This is a genomic window from Streptomyces diacarni (genome assembly GCF_003323715.1).
GTDB lineage: Bacteria > Actinomycetota > Actinomycetes > Streptomycetales > Streptomycetaceae > Streptomyces > Streptomyces diacarni.
Map to the genome: position 1 here is coordinate 1 of NZ_QOIN01000053.1, position 18,835 is coordinate 18,835.

Here is an 18,835-nt window from a genome sequence, read left to right on the forward strand (position 1 = left end):
CGGCAATAACGGCTCGATCTTCAGCCACTGCGCATCACTCAGCTCATGCCGTCGCACCATGCAGGACACCTGCCCAGCACCACACCGATCCATCACCAAGAGCCATCAGAAACGGCCTAGGGCGTTCCGTGGGGAATCGGCTGGGTCAGGTAGCGGGGTCCGGCGCGCGCTCTCGCGGCCGGGGCACCCCGGCCGCGAGAGCGCCTGGCCGGGGCCGCGAGCCCGGCAGGGGCCGAACGAGAGGCCCGTGAGGCCTGCTGGATCCCCGGTCGAAGACCGGCGGCCGCCGGCCTGTCCGCGCCGCACACGGCCGGCCTTCCGGCCCGCCACCCCCTCGTGGGAGAGAGGCTTCAGTTGGCGGTTTGTCGTCCGGTGGTGGGGCGGGTGGGCGTGCGAAGTGCCGCCGCCGTCGCGGCAAGCAGGACCAGGGTGAGGACGAGGGCCATGACGACCTGGCCGTGCACCCCGAGGACGAAGAGGGTTCGGGTGGAGAACTCCGGGTCGTAGGTGGCGGTGCCGGGGAACAGCAGTGCACCGATCATGCTGAGCCAGGGGGTGGCCAGGATCGCGGCGGCGCACAACAGCCGACCGCGGGGGTTGCGGCCCTGCCGGAGGGAGAGGGCCAGGCCGATGAGGCCGAGGAGCACCGTCATCAGCATGTACTGGGCGTCGTGGAACTTGGCGTGGGGCGGCCAGCCGGGGTTGAAGGCGTGCTGGGCCGCCAGGTCGGGGATGACGAGGTCGGCGAGCACGGCGCTGACCGTTGTGATCGCTCCGACAAGGGCGATCAGAAGGCGCGGGAGGGGCATGAAGGGGCCTCTTGAGGTTCGTTGTGTCCCGGGGATGAGGTGCCTTCGCGGAGCCGGGCGGAGGGACTCTTCCCGAAGGCGACTTGTCAGGGCGTCGGGGGCGGGGTGCGAGAGCGTCGGGGGTTGGCATCAGGGCGTCTGGGGGGAGGTCAGGGCGTCCAGGTGTAGGCGTCGGTGACCGCGCGGCTGAGGAGGGCACGGGGCAGGAGGGGGAGAGCCGCGTCGCGCAGGGCGGTCAGGGGCGGGGACCTCCAGTGCGCGGGAGCGCCGGCCTGCCGGGAGCGGCGGGCGATCGTCTGGGTGCGCGGTCTGCGGACGCGGTCGTATGCCCGCAGCCCCGCACCCACGTTCAGAGTGTCCACGGCCTCGGCGAGGGTGACCGCGTCCTCGAGCGCTTGGCAGGCGCCCTGCCCCAGGTTGGGGGTCATGGCGTGCGCGGCGTCTCCGAGTAGCGCCACCTTTCCGGCGACGTAGGCGGGCAATTCCGGCAGCTCGTACGTGTCGTGCTGCAACACCGCTTCCTCGTCCGCGCGGTGCAGAAGTCCGGGGATGGGGCCGTGCCAGTGCGCGAAGCGTTCGCGCAGCCGGTCCAGGTGGGTGCGGGAGCCGATGGGGGCGTTGGCCAGCGCGTAGCAGTAGACGCGGCCGTCCGGCATCGGTACGTGCCCGAATCGCTCACCTCGGCCCCACGTTTCCACGCTCCCCTCGAGGGGCTGGGGTGGCGTGAGGAAACGCCAGGTGGTGTATCCGACGTAGCGCGGGCCGGGGATGTGCGGCCAGAGGGATCGCCGGGTCGCGCTGTGCACGCCGTCAGCACCCACCACGAGATCCGCGCTGGAGGTGCCACCGCTGTGGCGGACCGTCCCATCCGTCCGCACTTCGCGCACCTCGGTGCCGGCTCGCAGTGCCTGTGCGGGCACGGCCGCGCGCAGGAGGTCGACCAGCGCGGCCCGGTGCACGGTCACCCACTGACCGAAGCGGCGTTTGAGGCCGTCGATGTCGTTGCGGATCAGCCAGCGCCCGTTCGCACAGCGGATGCCCGCCGGCGGATCGGCCGGCCCGCCGGAACGCAGGGGTGTACCGAGACCCAACGTGTCCAGCGCGCGCAGACCGTTGGGCTGGAGCGAGATGCCCGCCCCGATCTCGGTGAATGCGGGAGCGCGTTCGAGCACCTCCACCTGCCAGCCGCGCTGGTGGAAGGCGACGGCCGCGGTCAGTCCGCCTATGCCGCCCCCCACGATGACCACCTTCATCGCCGGGCCTCCCGTGTGGCCGTCGTGTCCTGGGGCCGGCGCGGACGGCGGCGGACGTGGGCGGATCTGGACAACCCCCACCACACGGCTGTGATGAGTGGCAACGCCACGAAAGGGACCCACAACCAGTGCTCCACACCCACTCCTTAGAGGCTCTAGACTGGCTTAGAGGCGATAAGGAACCATAGGCGTCATAGGATGTCAACAGGGCCGGCGGCCGGCAGGGCCCGAAGCCGACGGTCCACAGGGCCCGAGCCGACGGCCAACAGGCCCGAAGCCGGCGACCAGAAGTCAACGGAGCGACTGGAGGGGCGAGATGGCCGCAGAAGCCGGCAGCAGACGGCAGAGGCTGCGCCGGGCGACTCTCCAGGAGATCCACACGGCGGCGCGCAGCCTCCTGGTCGAGCAGGGATCGGCTGCGGTGACGATCAACGCCGTCGCCAGGCAGGTGGGCATGAGCGGCCCGGCCCTGTACCACTACTACGCCGGCCACGACGCGTTGGTCGGCGCGGTGACAGCGGACTTCTTCCACGAGTTGGCCACCGCCATGGAGCACGCCCGTGACGCCCACGCCGCCGCGCCGGTCGGCGAGCGCATCCTCGCGGTCTGCCGGGCCATGCGCGCCTGGGCGCGCACCCACCCCGCCGAGTTCGGCTGGATCTTCGCCAGTCCGATCGCCTCGCCCAACCGGCAGCCGGACTCGGACCGCCACCAGGCCGGGCAGCGTTTCGAACACGTCCTGCTGGATCTGACGGTCGAGCTGTGGAGGACGCGCCCCTTTCCGGTGCCCGAACCGGCCGATCTTCCCGAGTCACTGCGCGAGCAGCTGGTCGCGTACTCCGCCGGCATCGACGGGCGCCTGCCCCCCGGGGCCGCGCACGTCTTCCTGTCCTGCTGGACCAGGCTCTACGGGCTGCTGTGCATGGAGGTCCTGCACCAGTTGGACTTCGCCTACTCCGACCTGGAACCCGTCTTCGAAGAGTGCCTGCGCGACCTGGCCGACGTCCTCGACCTGTAGGGGGCGTCCGCGGGCCGCGGCTGAGACGTCCAAAACATGCCGTCGCCGGTCGAAGTCGTCACTGGTCGAGTACGGGGAGGGCCTCAACCGGCCCGAGCGCACCAGGGCACCCTGGTACCCGCACCCGCACCCGCACCCGCGCCCGCACCCAGGTGTCGCCTGCCGTCCGGCGATCCGGTGCGACCGCCGGTAACTTTCTCCCCGCCGCCCCCTACCCATGAGTATGCGGCTGCTCTACTCTCAGACCGTGCCAGTGATTACTGGCACGGTTCGCGGTGCGCGCCCCACTGCACAGCGCGCGCAGCAGACAGCACTTGACACGCAGCACGCGAGCACAAGGCACACAGCGCTCAGCGCACGGATGCGACAGACCTCGGGAGGCGGCGGCATGGCGGCCGAGCACGAGCAGGAGCACGTACGGGTGGCGGTGATCGGCACCGGATTCGGCGGCCTGGGAGCCGCCGTGCGGCTGCGCCGCGCAGGGGTGACGGACTTCGTCCTCCTGGAGCGCAGGGGGGCCGTCGGCGGCACCTGGCACGACAACACGTATCCCGGGTGTGCGTGCGACATCCCCTCGCACCTGTACTCGTTCTCCTTCGCGCCCAACCCGGAGTGGCCGCGCAGCTTCTCACCCCAGCCGGACATCCGCGCCTACCTGGAGCGCGTCACCGACACCTTCGGGCTGCGCCAGCACATCCGTTTCGACACCGAGGTCCAGCAGATGACCTGGGACGCGGAGGAGCTGCACTGGCGGGTGGAGACCTCCCGGGGCGCGCTGACCGCCGATGTCGTCGTCTCCGCGACGGGGCCGCTCTCCGAGCCCAAGCTGCCCGACATCCCTGGCCTCGACTCCTTCGAGGGCAAGGTCTTCCACTCGGCCACCTGGGACCACGGCTACGACCTGCGCGGCAAGCGCGTCGCGGTCATCGGCACCGGGGCCTCGGCCATCCAGATCATCCCCGCCATCCAGCCCGTGGTCGGCGAACTGACCGTCTTCCAGCGCACTCCCGCCTGGGTGGTGCCGCGCAACGACCGCCGCATCACCAAGGCCGAGCAGAAGCTGCACGCCCGCTTCCCGGCCACTCAGAAGCTGCGCCGCCTCGCCCTGTGGGGGGTGCACGAGCTGGAGACCCAGGTCTTCGCCAAGTACCCGAAGCTGCTGCCGGCCGTGGAGAAGCTCTGCACGCTGCACATGAAGCGCGCGGTCAAGGATCCCGAGCTGCGCAGGAAGCTGACGCCCGACTACCGCGTCGGCTGCAAGCGCACGCTCGTGTCCGACGACTACTACCCGGCGCTCGCGCAGCCCAACACGCACGTGATCGACTCCGGGCTCAAGGAGATCCGCGGCAACACGCTCGTCTCCGCCGACGGGCGTGAGGCGGAGGTCGACGCGATCGTCTTCTGCAGCGGCTTCTACGTCTCCGACATGCCGGTCGCCGATCTCGTCAAGGGCGCGGACGGGGAGACGCTGGCCGAGTCGTGGGCCGAGGACGGCATGAACGCGCTGCGCGGGACGACCACGACGGGCTTCCCCAACTTCCTGTTCGTCATCGGGCCGAACACGGGCCTGGGCACCAGTTCGATGATCCTGATCATCGAGGCCCAGCTCAACTACCTGGTCGACTACCTGCGCAAGCTCGACACCCTCGGCGGCGGCGACAAGGCGGCACTGGACGTGCGGCCCATCGCCCAGCACACCTACAACGCCAAGCTGCGCGAACGCATCAGCTCCAGCGTGTGGGAGACCGGCTGCACCAGCTGGTACCTGGACGCACAGGGCCGCCCGGTGGCTGTGTGGCCCGGCACCACGGCCGAGTTCCGCAAGGTCACGCGGGAGGTGTGGCTGGAGGAGTACGAGGTGCTGCGGCGGTCCGGCGCCGGAAGGACGGGCGCGCGCCGCAAGGCGCCGCTGCTCGCCGGAAGCGTCAGCAGGGGTGCGGTCGCCCACGCCTTCCACACGGCGGAGGACATGCCGGGCCACGCACGGGAGGACGCACGATGAGCCGCCTCACCACCACGACCGACGAACTCACGGGACGCTACGCGCCGCCCACGCCCGCGCGCGAGGTGACCGCGCGCTCCGGGGACGGCGTGACCTTCCCCGTCGAGATCCACGGCCGCGACAGCGACCCCGCGGTCGTCCTCTCCCACGGCTGGACCTGCTCGACCCTCTTCTGGGCTCCGGTCATCCGGGAACTGACCGCCACGGGGCACCGCGTCGTCGTCTACGACCAGCGCGGGCACGGCCGCAGCCCCGCCGCCGCGACCCCCGCGGTCTACAGCACCGCGATGCTCGCCGACGACCTGTGCGCCGTCCTCGACGCCGCGCTCGCACCGGGCGAGAAAGCCGTCATCGGCGGCCACTCCATGGGCGGTATGACGCTCATGGCGGCGGCGGGCCGCGCGCAACTGCGCTCGCACGCCGCCGCGCTCATGCTGTGCAGCACCGGCGCCCAGCACCTGACGGGACAGGCCCGCGTGATCCCGTTCCGCTCCGAGCGGCTGCGCCACCACGCCCACCGCGCACTGCTCGGCTCCAGCGCCCCTCTCGGCCCGGTCACCGCGCTGACGCGCAAGGCCCTCGCGTACGGCACGCTGGGCCCGCGGCCGGATCCCGCCACCGTCGAGGCGACCGCGCGCATCGTGCACGCCTGCCCGACGGGCGTACGGGCCGCGTGGGGAGGGGTGCTCGCCGGGCTCGACCTGTCGGCCAAGGTGCCGCACCTGGACGCGCCCACCGCCGTCGTCATCGGCACCCACGACCGGCTCACCCCGCTCCCGCACGCCCACCGGATGGCCGCGCTGCTGCCCGACTGCACGGGCGTCCACCGCCTGGAGCGGCGCGGTCACATGACGCCGCTGGAGGAGCCGGAGACCGTCGCCGAGGTGCTCGCCGGGCTCGTCAGCCACCACCTCACCGCCGTCGCCCCGCAAGCCGCCACAGACGCCGCCACGCGCACCGGTGCCGCCACGACGAAGGAGAAGAGCGCATGACCCGGGTCAGGCTCGAAGGACAGGTCGCCGTCATCACGGGTGCGGCACGGGGCGTGGGCGCGCTGCTGGCCCGCAAGATGGCCGCACGGGGCGCGAAGATCGCCCTCGTCGGTCTCGAGCCCGACGAGCTGAAGCGGGTCAGCGAGTCCCTGCACACCGAATCCGCCTACTGGCACGCCGACGTCACCGACCACGAGGCCATGGCCGAGGTCGCCCGCGAGGTCAAGGACCGCTTCGGCAAGGTGGACATCGCCGTCGCCAACGCGGGGGTCGCCATCGGCGGCCCCTTCATGGACTCCGACCCCGTCGCCTGGCGCCGCGTCATCGAGGTGAACCTCATCGGGGGCGCCGTCACCGGACGCGCCTTCCTGCCCGTCCTGGCGGAGTCGCGCGGCTACTTCCTCCAGATCGCCTCACTCGCGGCCCTCACGCCCGCGCCGATGATGACGGCCTACTGCGCCTCGAAGTCCGGCGTCGAGGCCTTCGCGCACAGCCTGCGCGCCGAGGTCGGCTACAAGGGCGTCGGCGTCGGCGTCGGCTATTTGAGCTGGACCGACACCGACATGGTGCGCGGGGCCGACGCCGACGACGTGATGCGCGACGTGCGGCAGCGGCTGCCGTGGCCCACCAACAAGACCTACCCGCTGGGTCCCGCCGTCGACCGCCTCGTCGACGGGATAGAGCGCCGCTCGCCCCACGTGTACGGCCAGTGGTGGCTGCGCGGCATGCAGGGCATACGCGGATATCTCGGGTCGCTCATCGGGGGTCCGCTGGGGCAGCGCGAGATGAAGGCGGTGGCGGGCCGGATCGAGGCGGCGGGCGGAGTGGCCACCGGCCTGGTCGGGGCGGGGGGAGAGGCGGACGAGAAGTCCCGCGCCTCCCGCTAGCGGTGGTGCCCTGAGCCGGCTCCGCCCTCTTCGACGGGGGCCGGGCCCCCGTGCCTGCCTGGCTCCGGGGGCCCGGCCGCACCCGTCGCGGAAGGGGTGCGGGGAAGCGGTGCGAGGGCTTACTGGTTGCCCTTGTCCCGCTTCTCCTGCCACTCCTGCGCGCGGTCCTGCGCCTTGTCCTTCATCTCCTCGCCCTTCTCGCGGACCTGCTGTCCGCGGTCGTCGGACGACTTCTCACCGGAGCTCTTCTCCTTGCCCTTGTGCTGGAGCTGCCCCATCTTGTCCTTGAACTGGTCTGCGAGGCCCATCGGTACTCCTTCGGTGTTGTCCTGAAGGGCTCCTTCCACCCTCGCACGCCGGTGCGAATAGTGCATTCCGCGCCAAAAGGGGCAGGATGTCGAGACGGCGGCCGCCTCAGGGGCGGGGCGGCAGCGGCGGCCGCGACCGGTCGGGAACGTCCCCGTAGCCGGGCGGCGTGCGGGCGGGATGCCGCTCCAGCAGGTCGAGCGCGGTGTTCACGGCGGTCCCCAGGACGGAACTGCGCCCCTCGGCCCAGTCGAGAGGCGTGCGCAGGACCTCGATGTCCGGGTCGACGCCGCGGTTCTCGACCGACCACCCGAAGCCCTCGAACCAGGCCGCGTTCATGGGCACGGTGATCACCGTGCCGTCGCCGAGCCGGTGCCGCCCCGTCATGCCGACGACGCCGCCCCAGGTGCGGGCGCCCACGACGGGGCCGAGACCGAGCTGCCGGAACGCGGCGATGATCATGTCGCCGTCGGAGGCGGTGGCCTCGTCGGCGACGGCGACCACGGGCCCGCGCGGCGCGTTGCTGGCGTAGGAGACGGGTTCGGCGTTGCGGGTGAGGTCCCAGCCGAGAATGGTGCGGGTCAGCTTCTCCAGGACGAGTTCGCTGATGTGGCCGCCCGCGTTGCCCCGCACGTCCACGATCAGCGCCGGCCGGGAGACCTCCAGGCGCAGGTCGCGGTTGAACTGTGCCCACCCTGAGCCGCCCATGTCGGGGATGTGCAGGTAGCCGCACTCCCCGCCGCTCAGCTCGCGGACCACCTCGCGGCGGCGGGCCACCCAGTCCTGGTAGCGCAGCGGGCGTTCGTCGATCAGCGGGACGACGGCGACCCGGCGCGGACCCGCCTGCTCCAAGGTCAGCTCGACAGTGGTGCCGCCCGCCGCGGCCAGCAGGGGCGCGGGACCGCTGTGGAGGTCGACGGGGCGGGCGTCGACGTGGGTGAGCAGCGCGCCCTCGCGCACGGGTGAGGCGGCCAGCGGGGAACGGGCGCGCGAGTCGGAGGAGTCGCCCGGCAGGATCCGGCCGATCCGCCAGTCGCCCTCCGGGGTGCGGATCAGGTCGGCGCCGAGGAAACCGATGGGCCGCTGGTAGTGCGGCGGGCCCTCGTCGCGCCGCGCCGGGGTGACGTAGGCGTGCGAGGTGCCGAGTTCGCCGAGGACCTCGCGCAGCAGGTCGGCGAACTCGTCGGGCGAGGCGACACGTTCGACCAGCGGGCGGTACTGGTCCAAGACGGCGTCCCAGTCGACCCCGCTCATGCCGGGATCCCAGAAGTACGCCCTGATCAGCCGCCCGGCCTCCGCGTAGGCCTGCCGCCACTCGGCGGCCGGGTCGACGTCGTGCAGCACGCGGCGCATGTCGATGTAGGTGGTGCTGTCGGAGTCGGCCTGCTGCTCGGCCGGGACGACGCGGAGTATCCCCTCGTCGGCCACGACCAGCCGGGTGCCGTCCCCGCTCAGCGCGAACCAGTCGATGTCGCTGGTCAACTCGGTGCGCTTGGCGGTGGTCAGGTCGAAATGCTCCAGCGTGGGCCGGCCCGAGGTGTCCGCCGGGTTGACGAACGTCTCGCCCAGGGCGCCCGAGATGGGGAAGCGCAGCCAGATCAGCCCGCCGCCCGCCACCGGACACAGCGCCGTGTACTTGGACGCGGTCACGGGGAAGGGCGTCACGCGGTTCGCCAGGCCCTCCGCCTCCACGAGCACCGTCACCTCCGGCCCGTCCTCGTCGCCGCCCGCACCCACCCGGTCCTGCGGGTCGAGTCCGCCGGCGGCGGGGCGGCCCTCCGGGGTGAGCGCGAAGGGCGAGAGCGTCGCCGACGCCAGCGGCACCAGATAGGGGCGGCAGCCCAGCGGGAAGGAGAGATCGCCCGTGTGCACGTCGTAGACCGGATCGAAACCGCGCCAGGACAGGAAGGCGAGATAACGCCCGTCCCGGGTGAAGACGGGCTGCTCGTCCTCGAACCGCCCGTCCGTCACGTCGAGGACCGTCCGCTCCGCCTCCAGCCCCTGCCAGTCGGCGACCTTCGCCAGCCTGATGCAGGACAGCGACCGCCCCACCCCGGGGTGCGCCCAGGCCAGCCACCGCGAGTCGGGGGAGAAGGCGGGGTCGTGCACGGGACCGTTGTGCGACCGTACGACCTCGGTGATCGCGGCCTCGGGCGCGGACGTGTCCTCGTCGAGGTCGGGGACGTCGACGATCAGCAGCCGCCCGTCGTGCGTGACGACGGCGAGCCGCTCCCCCGAGGGGGCGGCCACCAGTTCGAGCACCCGGCCGAGCTGCCCGCCGGCCACCCGGTAGGCGGGCCGCTGCCGGGAGGCGCGGGGGAGGTCGGCGATCTCGAGGGCGTCCTCGCCGTCCGCGTCCGTGACGTAGGCGATCCGCCCGGTGCCACCCAGCATCTCCGGCAACCGCGACCGCACCCCCGGGGCGTCGGCGATGGCCCGCGCAGGACCGTCGCGATGCGTGAGCCAGTACAGGCTGCCGCGCACCGCCACCGCGCTCGCCCGCCCCGTGTGATCGACGGCCAGCCCGTCCAGATGCGCGCTCGCCGGCACCTGGTAGGGGCGCCGCCCCGTGCGCTGCCCGCCCAGCCGCACGTCGAGCCGGCGCGGGCGAGCCGTCCGCGCGAAGTCGTCGACCAGCCACAGCTCGCCCGCGCACTGGTAGACGACCCGCCGCCCGTCGGTGGCGGCGTGCCGGGCGTAGAAGGTGTCGTGGTCGGTGTGGCGGCGCAGGTCCGAGCCGTCGGGAAGGCAGGAGTACAGGTTGCCGACGCCCTCGTGGTCGGAGAGGAAGGCGACCCGCCCGCCGACCAGCATCACCGCGTCCAGATGTCCCTCCACACCGGGCAGCAGCCGCTCACCCTGCAACCACATCCGCCCCGTGGCGCCGCCCCGGTACCGCTTCCAGCTCGCCGGCTCGTGCGGAGGCGTGCCGGTCAGCAGCAGCGTGCGCCGCTCGCCGTCCTGCTCGGCGACGGCGATGTCCGAGACCGGCCCCCACGGCAGCCTGCTGCCAGGGCAGGGGGCGTCCGGACGGTCGGCGGGCGGCCCGTCGGGGCCCTCGACGGGGATGCGGTAGGACCAGGCGCGGTGCGCGAACGGTTCGCCGTGCGAGGCCACGGCCAGCACGTCACCCTCCGGGGTCCAGCCGCACACCCGCGTGTCGGTGGCGCCCCAGTACGTCAGCTGCCGCGCGGGGCCGCCCCCCACCGGCACCAGATGGACCTCCGGGTCGAGACTGCGCCAGGTGGTGAAGGCGATGCGCCCGCCGTCGGGGGAGAAGCGGGGATGCCCGACGCGCGTGCGGTCGACGGTCAGCCGCCACGCCCGCTCCGACGGCTTCCCCGCCCCGGGCAGCGCGGCGAGCCACAGGTCGTCTTCGGCGACGAAGCAGAGATGGTTGCTGTGCAGGTGGGGGAAGCGGAGGTAGGCGGCGTCGTCGATCATCCCTCCTATGGTTCGGGCCACGGGGGCCATCGGCAAGTCGTGCCATGACGCCCTCACCCTCGCCAATGTCCCGGGGCCGCGCCCCCCTAGGAGCCCCCTGGAGGAGAGCTAGCTCCCTCTTACGTGAGTCGGCCCGGCACTGGGGTTCTGTGGTTCTCTCTTGTGTGGGGGTCCAGGGGGCGGAGCCCCTTGGCGGGGGTTCCTAGGGGGGCGGAGCCCCCGTAGCGGGGGGCATTTGGGGGGCGGAGCCGCCCCAAAGCCTCCCCGGCGAGGGGCCGGGGGTCTGGGGGGCGGAGCCCCTCAGGGAGAGAGCAGCCCTTCGGGGGTGGGCTGGCCCCACTGGTAAAGGGGGAGGTCTGGGGGGCCCGCCCCAGGAGGAGCGGAGGTATCACACTCCGCGGAGCAGAGAACGAAACCCCTCTTCCAGATCGAGAAAGGCACTCTCGCACCCAGCGGGAACAACCTCGTACGACCCCTGCAAGAACGCGGACAGGTCCGCGCTGGAGAACTCCAGGAGGGCCACCCCTTCCCCCGCGTGCAACTCGATCACGGTCCGTTCCTGTCCGAAGGGGCACACGTGGACGTCCCCTTCCCCCGCGGGTCCGCACGCGCCCTGGGCGAGGAGGTCGCGGGAGAAGGTCCAGGTGACCTCCTCGCCGTCGAGGGATATGTCGGCGGGGAAGACGAGGTGCACGGCGAGCGGGTCGCCCGAGTCGTAGCGAAGAGCGGGTGTCAGGGGACGGGTGGCGGGCGGCCGGGTGATCAGTTGGGCCGGCACGGTGCGGGTGATGACCTGTGACACGTCTGCTCCTCTGGGTCGGGGACTCCCGGTCCGCTCATCGCTCGGGCCGGGTTGCCCCTTCGCCCTGTCAGACGCGTGGGACGGCCGGTCAGTCACCCGGGGAGCCTGGTGAGCTCTGCCACAGCGTGCGGACTTCTTCTCTTTGCTTGTTCTCCCTCTTGCAACCTCTTTGCATGTGAGCGTTATTCTCAGGACGCTGAGCCGTCACCGGCTGTGCCGTCGTGAGAAGGGGTGCCTCCCCATGCACGTACCTGATGGATTCATCGACGCCCCCGTCTCGGCCGGTACGGGCGTGCTCGCTGCGGTGGCTGTCGCTGCCTCCCTGCGTGGCGCCCGGCGCGAACTCGGTGGCGGTCTCGGCGAGGCGGGGGAGCGGACGGCGCCGCTGGCCGGTCTGGTCGCGGCGTTCATCTTCGCCGTGCAGATGCTCAACTTCCCGGTGGCTGCCGGGACGAGTGGGCATCTGCTCGGTGGGGCTCTCGCCGCGATCCTCGTGGGCCCCTGTACGGGCGTGTTGTGTGTGTCCGTCGTGCTGCTGCTCCAGGGGGTGCTGTTCGCGGACGGTGGGCTGACGGCGCTGGGGACGAACATCACGGACATGGGCGTGGTGACCGTCCTGGTCGCCTACGGCCTCTTCCGTGCGCTGCTGCGGGTGCTGCCGCGCAGGCGTTCCGCGGTGACGGTCGCGTCGTTCGTCGCCGCTTTGGTTTCCGTACCGGCCGCGGCTGTGGCGTTCACCGCGCTGTACGCGCTGGGCGGGACGACCGACGTGTCGTTGGGCAAGGTGTTCGCCGCCATGGTGGGCGTGCACGTGCTCATCGGTGTCGGCGAGGCCGTGATCACGGCGGCGACGGTGGGCGCGGTGGTGGCCGTCCGTCCCGACCTGGTGTACGCCGCCCGTGACCGCCTGTCCGTCCGCCTGGAACTCCGCCCCTCCCCGCTCGCGCCCGCGGACGAACCCACAACCGCAGCTCCGCACGAACAAGAATCCGCATCCGCGAAGGCCCCGTCCCGCCGTTCCGCCCGCTCCCTCTGGCTCGCCGGCCTGGCGGTGACCGTCGTGTGCGCGGGCGGGCTGAGCTTCTACGCGTCGGCCAGCCCCGACGGGCTGGAGAAGGTCGCCGCCGACAACGGCATCGACGAGAAGGCGGAGGACCATGCCGCCGAGGACTCGCCGTTGGCCGACTACGGCGTCGGGGACATCGCCAACGCCCGTCTCTCGGGCGGCCTGGCGGGCGTCATCGGCGCCGGTGCCACCCTCGCGGTGGGCTCGGGCGTGTTCGTGGTGCTGCGCCGTCGGCGCCGAGGCGTCGACGGGAGCGCGTCGACGGAGGCGCAGCAGCCGGCCGACGTGTCCACCGAGCGCTGAGCAGCGAGGCCGCGGCGAGATGGGTGCGGGACACGCGCACAAGCTCTACAAGGACGTGCGCTCGCCCGTGCACGCGCTGCCGGCGCACTGCAAGCTGGCGGCGGTCTTCTGCTTCGTCGTCCTCGTGGTGGTCACGCCGCGCGAGGCGGTGTGGGCGTTCGGCGCGTACGCGGTGCTGCTCGCGGCCGTGGCCGCGGTCTCGCGGGTGCCGCCGCGGCATCTGCTGACGCGGATGGCGATCGAGGTGCCGTTCGTGGCGTTCGCGGTGCTGCTGCCACTCGTCGCCGAGGGGGAGCGGGTCACCGTGCTGGGGGTGTCGCTGTCCGAGTCGGGGCTGTGGGGCGCGTGGAACGTGCTCGCCAAGGGCACCCTGGGGGTGGCGGCGTCGGTGCTGCTCGCCTCGACGACCGGGCTGAACGCGCTGCTGCTGGGGTTGGCGCGGCTGCGGATGCCGCCGCTGCTGTGCCAGATCGCCACGTTCATGGTGCGCTACGCGGACGTCATCAGCGAGGAGATGCGCCGGATGCGCACCGCCCGCGTCTCGCGCGGTTTCGAGGCGCGCGGCCCACGGCACTGGGCGGTGCTCGCCAAGTCGGCCGGGTCGCTGTTCATCCGCTCCTACGAGCGGGGCGAGCGGGTGCACCTGGCGATGCTCAGCCGCGGCTACACCGGCACCATGCCGCCCGCTCTCGGCGACGGCCCCGCGGCCCGCGCGCAGTGGGCCCGTTCGGCGGCGCTGCCGCTCGCCGCTCTCGCGATCTGTGTGACGGGATGGACTCTGTGAACCGTGCTGCTTACCCCGCCGACGGCGCCGCTGTGCCCTCCCTGGAGGTGCGGGGACTGGCCTACGCCTATCCGGACGGCCATCAGGCGCTGTTCGGTGTCGATCTGACGGTGGAGCGCGGCCGGCGTGTCGCCCTGCTCGGCCCCAACGGCGCGGGCAAGACCACGCTGGTGCTGCACCTCAACGGGATCCTGACGCCGGGTGCCGGTTCGGTCACGGTCGCCGGGCTGCCGGCCACCCGAGCGAACCTGGCGGAGATCCGGCGTCGCGTGGGCATCGTCTTCCAGGACCCCGACGACCAGTTGTTCATGCCCACGGTGCGGGAGGACGTCGCTTTCGGCCCGGCCGCTGCCGGACTGCGGGGCGCACAGCTCCAGGAGCGGGTCGAGGAGGCGCTGGAGCGGGTGGGGATGGCGGAGCACGCTCACCGTGCGCCGCACCACCTCTCGTTCGGGCAGCGGCGGCGCGTCGCGGTCGCCACCGTGCTGGCCTCCCGCCCGGAGATCCTCGTCCTGGACGAGCCGTCCTCCAACCTGGATCCGGCGGCCCGCCGCGAGCTGGCCGATCTCCTCGGGGCGCTGGATGTGACGGTGCTGATGGTCACGCACGACCTGCCGTACGCGCTTCAGCTGTGTCCGCGTTCCGTCGTCCTCGGTGACGGCGTCCTGGTGGCCGACGGCACCACGCAGGAACTGCTGTCGGACGCGGAGCTGATGCGCGCGCACCGCCTGGAGCTGCCCTTCGGCTTCGACCCCCGTTCGGTGACAGCCCCCGTCGCATAGCGTCCGCGGGCGCGTAGGACCATGGGGGCGCGGCGCACGAAACCGTCCCAAGGCGACAGGCAACGCCCCAAGGCGACAGGCGCCCCCAAGGCGACAGGAGCGAATCAGACGTGGCGAAGGTCGTTCACTCAACGACGGCGGTGCCCGGTCCGCCGGCAGCGGCGGCGGGCACTGCGGTGACGGTGCACGGCACGGTGGCGAAGGGCTACGAGCCCGTCAGGGACGCCTTCGTACGCAACTTCGCCGAGCGCGGTGAGCGGGGCGCGGCCGTGGCCGTGCACCACGAGGGCCGCAAGGTCGTCGACCTGTGGGGCGGCAGCACCGATCCGGCCGACCCCGGCGCCGCGCCCTGGAGTCAGGAGACCGCCGTCGTCGTCCGCTCGGCCACCAAGGGGCTCGCCGCGGCGGTCCCGCATCTGCTGCACCAGCGTGGCCAGCTCGATCTGGACGCCCCCGTCGGCGCGTACTGGCCGCAGTTCAAGGCCGCCGGGAAGGAACGCGTCCTCGTCCGCCATCTGCTCGCCCACCGTGCGGGTCTGCCCGCTGTGGACGTCCCGCTGACCCCCGAGCAGCTGCTGGACCCGGCGGCCGGGCCGCGGGCGCTGGCCGCGCAGGCGCCCGAGTGGCGCCCCGAGGAGGGGCACGGTTACCACGCGCACACCTTCGGCTGGCTGCTGGCGGAGCTGGTGCGCCGGGCCAGCGGCGGCCGCAGCCTGGGCCGCTGGTTCGCGGACGAGATCGCAGGCCCCGCGGGGCTCGACCTGTGGATCGGGCTGCCCGCGGAGGTCGCCGCCTCCGGGCGGGTGGCCAGGGTCGCCGAGCTGACGGCGCCGGAGCCCGCCCCGGGGGCGCTGCGGACCCGGCCCAAGCGCGCGGTGACCGACGCCTACGCCGACCCGTCCTCGCTCACCCGCCGCGCCTTCGACGCCGTCGAGCCCCGGCCCGACGAGAACGCCCCCGCCTACCGCGCGGCCGAGCTCCCCGCCGCGAACGGCATCGCCACGGCCCGCTCCCTGTCCGCTTTCTACGCGGCGCTGATGGGCCCTGTGCCGGCCGAGTCCGCCGATTCGGCCGGCTCCCGGACGGACGCCGGATCCGGTGGGAGCGTGCGGGAGGGTGCCCGCCGGCTGTTCACGCCCGCGACGCTCACCCAGGCACGGTCGCAGGAGGCGGAGGGCCCCGACCGGGTCCTGATCGTGGGCACGCGTTTCGGGCTCGGCTACATGCTGCACGGTTCGGCCTGCCCGATGCTCGGCCCCGGCTCCTTCGGGCATCCGGGCCGCGGCGGTTCGCTGGGCTTCGCCGATCCGGAGTCCGCCCTCTCCTTCGGCTACGTCACCGGGACCCTGCACCGCTCGGTCACCAGTGATCCCCGCGCCCAGGCACTGGTGAGGGCACTGCGCACGGTGACCCCGACCTGACGGCAGCGCGCGGTCCTGACGGCGCCAGTGGATGGTGACGCCGTCGGGACGGCGGGCGCTCACACCACGGTCGCGCCCGGTGCGGGCCCCGAGGTCGGCCGGGCCGCGCGGCAGGTGCCCGAGGTGGTGAGGGCGTGGGCGGTGCGGGCGGCGGAGTCCGCGTCGGGCAGCAGGAAGGCGCAGGTCGGGCCCGAGCCGGAGACCAGCCCGGCCAGGGCGCCGGCCTCCAGGCCCGCCGTGAGGGTCTCGGCCAGCGCGGGCCGCAGGGACAAGGCGGCGGCCTGCAGATCGTTGTGCACGGTGGCGGCCAGCGCCTGCGGGTCGCCACCGCGCAGTGCCGCCAGCAGGGCCTCGGACGCGACGGGCTCGGGGACGTCGGTGTCGGCGGACCCGGTGCCCTCCGCCTCGCGCAGCCGGTCGCACTCGCGGTAGACGTCCGGCGTGGACAGTCCGCCGTCCGCGACGGCGAACACCCAGTGGAAGTCCCCGCCCACCTCGAGCGGCGTCAGCACCTCGCCGCGCCCTTGGCCGAGTGCGGCACCGCCCGCGAAGCTGAACGGCACGTCTGAGCCGAGTTCGGCGCACAGGGCGAGCAGTTCCTCGCGCGGTGTGTCCAGGCCCCACAGCCGGTCGCAGGCCAGCAGGGCGCCCGCCGCGTCGGCGCTGCCGCCCGCCATGCCGCCCGCGACGGGGATGTCCTTGGCGAGGTGGAGGTGGACGGCCGCCTCGATGCCGTGCCGCTGGGCCAGCAGCCGGGCGGCGCGCGCCGCCAGGTTGCTGCGGTCCTGCGGCACGAGCGCGGCGTCGGGTCCCGAGACGGTCAGCCGGGGCGTCTCGGCGCGGGTGGCGCTGACCGAGTCGTAGAGGCCGACGGCGAGGAAGACGTTGGCGAGCGGATGGAAGCCGTCGGCCCGCAGCCCGCCGACCGACAACTGGACGTTGACCTTGGCCGGGACGCGCACGGTGACCGTCCGGGCGGGTGCTGCGGCTGGCTGGGACACGGGCGGTGCTCCTCAGTTGCTGTCGGAAGGCCGGGACAGGGGGCGCTCGGCGGTGCGGGCACCGGGGCGGTGCTTCGCGATGGCGGCGAACTCCGCGACGGTCAGCGCCTCGCCGCGCGCCTGGGGGGACACCCCGGCGGCCCGCAGCGCCTCCTCGGCGGCGGCGCCGGAGCCCGCCCAGCCGGCGAGCGCGGCCCGCAGGGTCTTGCGGCGCTGGGCGAAGGCCGCGTCGACCACCGCGAACACCTCCTCGCGCCTGGCCGTGGTGTGCGGCGGGTGCGGGCGGCGCACGAGCGAGACGAGACCGGAGTCGACGTTGGGCGCGGGCCAAAAGACGTTCCGTCCGATGGCGCCGACCCGTTTCACCTCGCAGTACCAGGCGGCCTTCACCGACGGCACTCCGTACACCTTCGAGCCGGGGGCCGCGGCCAGCCGGTCGGCGACCTCGGACTGCACCATCACCAGCGTCCGCTCGATGCCGGGGAAGGCGGCCAGCAGGTGCAGCAGCACGGGCACGGCCACGTTGTAGGGCAGGTTGGCCACCAGGGCGGTCGGCGCGGGCCCTGGCAGCCGGGACACCCGCAGGGCGTCCTGGTGGACGAGGGAGAAGTGCGCGGCGCGCTCGGGCAGCCGGGCCTCGACGGTGGCGGGCAGGGCGGCGGCCAGTGCGTCGTCGATCTCGACGGCGGTCACGTGTGCCGCTGTCCGCAGCAGCGCCAGCGTCAGGGACCCGAGTCCGGGGCCGACCTCCAGGACGACGTCGTCGGCGCTCACCTGGGCGGTGCGCACGATGCGCCGCACCGTGTTCGGGTCGATGACGAAGTTCTGGCCGCGCTGCTTGGTGGGCCGCACACCCAGCGCACCGGCCAGCTCCCGCACGTCGGCGGGCCCGAGCAGCACACCGTTGCCGAGGGAGTCGGCGGGATGGTCGAAGGGATCCGCCTGGCCGGTGGCCCGTGGGGCGGCCGACGCGTCGGAGGGGGGCTCGGCCTGGCCCTCGGACGGGGCCGACGGCGGATCGGAAGGGGCTGCGCTCACTGCGACAGTCTAAGAGCCGGGCCGGACACCGGTGCGCTCAGTACCCGAAGGCCCGTGCCGTGTTCGCGGCCACATGGCGGGCCAGCGTCTCCTCGGGCATGTCCTTGGTCCGCGCCATCGCCCGCAGGGTGAGAGGAACGAGATACGGCGCGTTGGGGCGGCCGCGGTAGGGGGCGGGCGTGAGGAACGGGGCGTCCGTCTCCACCAGCAGCAGCTCGGGCGGCGCCGCGGCGAGCGCGTCGCGCAGCGGCTGCGCGTTCTTGAAGGTGACGTTCCCCGCGAACGACATGAAGTAGCCCCTGTCCGCGCACACGCGCGCCATCTCGGCGTCCCCCGAGTAGCAGTGGAAGACGGTCCGCTCGGGCGCGCCCTCCTCCTGGAGGATGCGCAGCACGTCCGCGTGGGCGTCACGGTCGTGGATGACCAGGGCCTTGTCCGTGCGCTTGGCCAGCTCGATGTGGGCGCGGAACGAGCGGTGCTGGGCGGCGACACCGTCCTCGCCGGTGCGGAAGTAGTCCAGGCCGCTCTCGCCGATCGCCAGCACCTGGGGCAGCGCGGCCAGTTCCTCGATGCCGTCCAGCGCCTCGTCCAGCAGCGCGTCCCCACCCTCGGCGGCGAGCCGTGGCGCCTCGTTGGGGTGGAGGGCGACGGCGGCCCAGACGGGCTCCCAGGCGGCGGCCGTCTCGGCGGCCCACCGGGAGCGCTCCAGGTCGCAGCCGACCTGGATGACCGTCGTCACACCGACGGCCGCCGCCGCCGCGAGGGCTTCGGCGACGGACGGCTCCTGCATGTCCAGGTGGGTGTGGGAGTCCGCGACCGGGTGGGTGAGCGGCTCGGGCGGCGGCGGGGGCGCCTGTGCGGCGCGGGCCTTCGCGGCGCTGTTCGCTGTGGTGCTCGGGGACGCGGAGGGGGACATACCGGCGATGA

The 18,835-nt window shown here is 73.2% G+C and carries 16 protein-coding genes; 8 read left to right on the forward strand and 8 right to left on the reverse strand.

From position 1 onward, the window contains the following. Window positions 1-350: 350 nt before the first annotated feature. Window positions 351-809, reverse strand: a complete 459-nt coding sequence (locus tag DTL70_RS26425) for a DUF6640 family protein (RefSeq protein ID WP_114024523.1) — start codon at window positions 807-809, stop codon at window positions 351-353. 149 nt (window positions 810-958) lie between these two features. Beyond that, window positions 959-2,062 carry an FAD-dependent monooxygenase gene (locus DTL70_RS26430; protein ID WP_114024524.1) on the reverse strand — a complete coding sequence of 368 codons (1,104 nt, stop codon included), beginning with the start codon at window positions 2,060-2,062 and terminating at the stop codon, window positions 959-961. A 316-nt stretch (window positions 2,063-2,378) separates the two neighbouring features. Here DTL70_RS26430 and DTL70_RS26435 point away from each other — a divergent pair, with 316 nt between their 5' ends. The 4 genes from DTL70_RS26435 to DTL70_RS26450 all read left to right on the forward strand — a co-directional run bounded on the left by DTL70_RS26435 (window position 2,379) and on the right by DTL70_RS26450 (window position 6,961). Continuing rightward, window positions 2,379-3,080 carry a TetR/AcrR family transcriptional regulator gene (locus tag DTL70_RS26435; RefSeq protein ID WP_114024525.1) on the forward strand — a complete coding sequence of 234 codons (702 nt, stop codon included), beginning with the start codon at window positions 2,379-2,381 and terminating at the stop codon, window positions 3,078-3,080. A gap of 388 nt (window positions 3,081-3,468) precedes the next feature. Further along, window positions 3,469-5,082, forward strand: a complete 1,614-nt coding sequence (locus DTL70_RS26440; protein ID WP_114024526.1) for a flavin-containing monooxygenase — start codon at window positions 3,469-3,471, stop codon at window positions 5,080-5,082. Next, window positions 5,079-6,074 (forward strand): alpha/beta fold hydrolase, encoded by a 996-nt coding sequence (locus DTL70_RS26445; RefSeq protein ID WP_114024527.1) that lies wholly within the window; start codon window positions 5,079-5,081, stop codon window positions 6,072-6,074. The genes DTL70_RS26440 and DTL70_RS26445 overlap by 4 nt, the downstream gene beginning before the upstream one ends. Continuing rightward, on the forward strand, window positions 6,071-6,961 hold the full coding sequence (locus DTL70_RS26450; protein ID WP_114024528.1) for an SDR family oxidoreductase: 891 nt from the start codon (window positions 6,071-6,073) through the stop codon (window positions 6,959-6,961). The genes DTL70_RS26445 and DTL70_RS26450 overlap by 4 nt, the downstream gene beginning before the upstream one ends. Before the next feature lie 119 nt (window positions 6,962-7,080). On the opposite strand, the gene DTL70_RS26455 is transcribed toward DTL70_RS26450, so the two are convergent. The 3 genes from DTL70_RS26455 to DTL70_RS26465 all read right to left on the reverse strand — a co-directional run bounded on the left by DTL70_RS26455 (window position 7,081) and on the right by DTL70_RS26465 (window position 11,513). Beyond that, complete coding sequence (locus DTL70_RS26455; protein ID WP_114024529.1) at window positions 7,081-7,269, reverse strand: hypothetical protein; 189 nt, start codon at window positions 7,267-7,269, stop codon at window positions 7,081-7,083. Between the two features lie 106 nt (window positions 7,270-7,375). Then, entirely contained in the window at window positions 7,376-10,711 is a 3,336-nt protein-coding gene (locus tag DTL70_RS26460; protein ID WP_114024530.1) for a S41 family peptidase, read from the reverse strand. A gap of 388 nt (window positions 10,712-11,099) precedes the next feature. Continuing rightward, the gene (locus DTL70_RS26465) at window positions 11,100-11,513 is read right to left on the reverse strand and encodes an SsgA family sporulation/cell division regulator (RefSeq protein WP_114024531.1); all 414 of its coding nucleotides are present in this window, start codon (window positions 11,511-11,513) and stop codon (window positions 11,100-11,102) included. Between the two features lie 241 nt (window positions 11,514-11,754). Here DTL70_RS26465 and DTL70_RS26470 point away from each other — a divergent pair, with 241 nt between their 5' ends. The 4 genes from DTL70_RS26470 to DTL70_RS26485 all read left to right on the forward strand — a co-directional run bounded on the left by DTL70_RS26470 (window position 11,755) and on the right by DTL70_RS26485 (window position 15,869). Continuing rightward, window positions 11,755-12,882: an energy-coupling factor ABC transporter permease gene (locus tag DTL70_RS26470; protein ID WP_114024532.1), complete on the forward strand. Its 1,128-nt coding sequence runs from the start codon at window positions 11,755-11,757 to the stop codon at window positions 12,880-12,882. A 19-nt stretch (window positions 12,883-12,901) separates the two neighbouring features. Continuing rightward, window positions 12,902-13,666, forward strand: coding sequence for a cobalt ECF transporter T component CbiQ (gene cbiQ / locus DTL70_RS26475; protein WP_114024533.1), 765 nt, complete (start codon window positions 12,902-12,904; stop codon window positions 13,664-13,666). Further along, window positions 13,654-14,448, forward strand: coding sequence for an energy-coupling factor ABC transporter ATP-binding protein (locus DTL70_RS26480; protein ID WP_114024534.1), 795 nt, complete (start codon window positions 13,654-13,656; stop codon window positions 14,446-14,448). The genes cbiQ and DTL70_RS26480 overlap by 13 nt, the downstream gene beginning before the upstream one ends. Window positions 14,449-14,624: 176 nt before the next feature. After that, the gene (locus tag DTL70_RS26485; RefSeq protein ID WP_245979793.1) at window positions 14,625-15,869 is read left to right on the forward strand and encodes a serine hydrolase domain-containing protein; all 1,245 of its coding nucleotides are present in this window, start codon (window positions 14,625-14,627) and stop codon (window positions 15,867-15,869) included. A 59-nt stretch (window positions 15,870-15,928) separates the two neighbouring features. Here the strand turns inward: DTL70_RS26485 and DTL70_RS26490 are convergent, their stop codons facing one another. The 3 genes from DTL70_RS26490 to DTL70_RS26500 all read right to left on the reverse strand — a co-directional run bounded on the left by DTL70_RS26490 (window position 15,929) and on the right by DTL70_RS26500 (window position 18,824). Further along, complete coding sequence (locus DTL70_RS26490) at window positions 15,929-16,870, reverse strand: 4-(cytidine 5'-diphospho)-2-C-methyl-D-erythritol kinase (RefSeq protein ID WP_114024536.1); 942 nt, start codon at window positions 16,868-16,870, stop codon at window positions 15,929-15,931. A 12-nt stretch (window positions 16,871-16,882) separates the two neighbouring features. Continuing rightward, a complete protein-coding gene (rsmA, locus tag DTL70_RS26495; protein ID WP_114024608.1) occupies window positions 16,883-17,770 on the reverse strand; it encodes a 16S rRNA (adenine(1518)-N(6)/adenine(1519)-N(6))-dimethyltransferase RsmA in 888 nt (295 codons plus the stop codon). A 175-nt stretch (window positions 17,771-17,945) separates the two neighbouring features. After that, complete coding sequence (locus tag DTL70_RS26500; protein WP_114024537.1) at window positions 17,946-18,824, reverse strand: TatD family hydrolase; 879 nt, start codon at window positions 18,822-18,824, stop codon at window positions 17,946-17,948. Window positions 18,825-18,835 lie beyond the last annotated feature (11 nt).

Bases quoted from the DNA above. Each gene is read 5' to 3' on its own strand.
- DTL70_RS26470 (WP_114024532.1), top strand. From the start codon at position 11,755: ATGCACGTACCTGATGGATTCATCGACGCCCCCGTCTCGGCCGGTACG.
- DTL70_RS26440 (WP_114024526.1), top strand. From the start codon at position 3,469: ATGGCGGCCGAGCACGAGCAGGAGCACGTACGGGTGGCGGTGATCGGC.
- DTL70_RS26435 (WP_114024525.1), top strand. From the start codon at position 2,379: ATGGCCGCAGAAGCCGGCAGCAGACGGCAGAGGCTGCGCCGGGCGACT.
- DTL70_RS26480 (WP_114024534.1), top strand. From the start codon at position 13,654: ATGGACTCTGTGAACCGTGCTGCTTACCCCGCCGACGGCGCCGCTGTG.
- DTL70_RS26450 (WP_114024528.1), top strand. From the start codon at position 6,071: ATGACCCGGGTCAGGCTCGAAGGACAGGTCGCCGTCATCACGGGTGCG.
- DTL70_RS26430 (WP_114024524.1), bottom strand. From the start codon at position 2,062: ATGAAGGTGGTCATCGTGGGGGGCGGCATAGGCGGACTGACCGCGGCC.
- cbiQ (WP_114024533.1), top strand. From the start codon at position 12,902: ATGGGTGCGGGACACGCGCACAAGCTCTACAAGGACGTGCGCTCGCCC.
- DTL70_RS26425 (WP_114024523.1), bottom strand. From the start codon at position 809: ATGCCCCTCCCGCGCCTTCTGATCGCCCTTGTCGGAGCGATCACAACG.
- DTL70_RS26500 (WP_114024537.1), bottom strand. From the start codon at position 18,824: ATGTCCCCCTCCGCGTCCCCGAGCACCACAGCGAACAGCGCCGCGAAG.
- DTL70_RS26460 (WP_114024530.1), bottom strand. From the start codon at position 10,711: ATGATCGACGACGCCGCCTACCTCCGCTTCCCCCACCTGCACAGCAAC.
- DTL70_RS26445 (WP_114024527.1), top strand. From the start codon at position 5,079: ATGAGCCGCCTCACCACCACGACCGACGAACTCACGGGACGCTACGCG.
- DTL70_RS26455 (WP_114024529.1), bottom strand. From the start codon at position 7,269: ATGGGCCTCGCAGACCAGTTCAAGGACAAGATGGGGCAGCTCCAGCAC.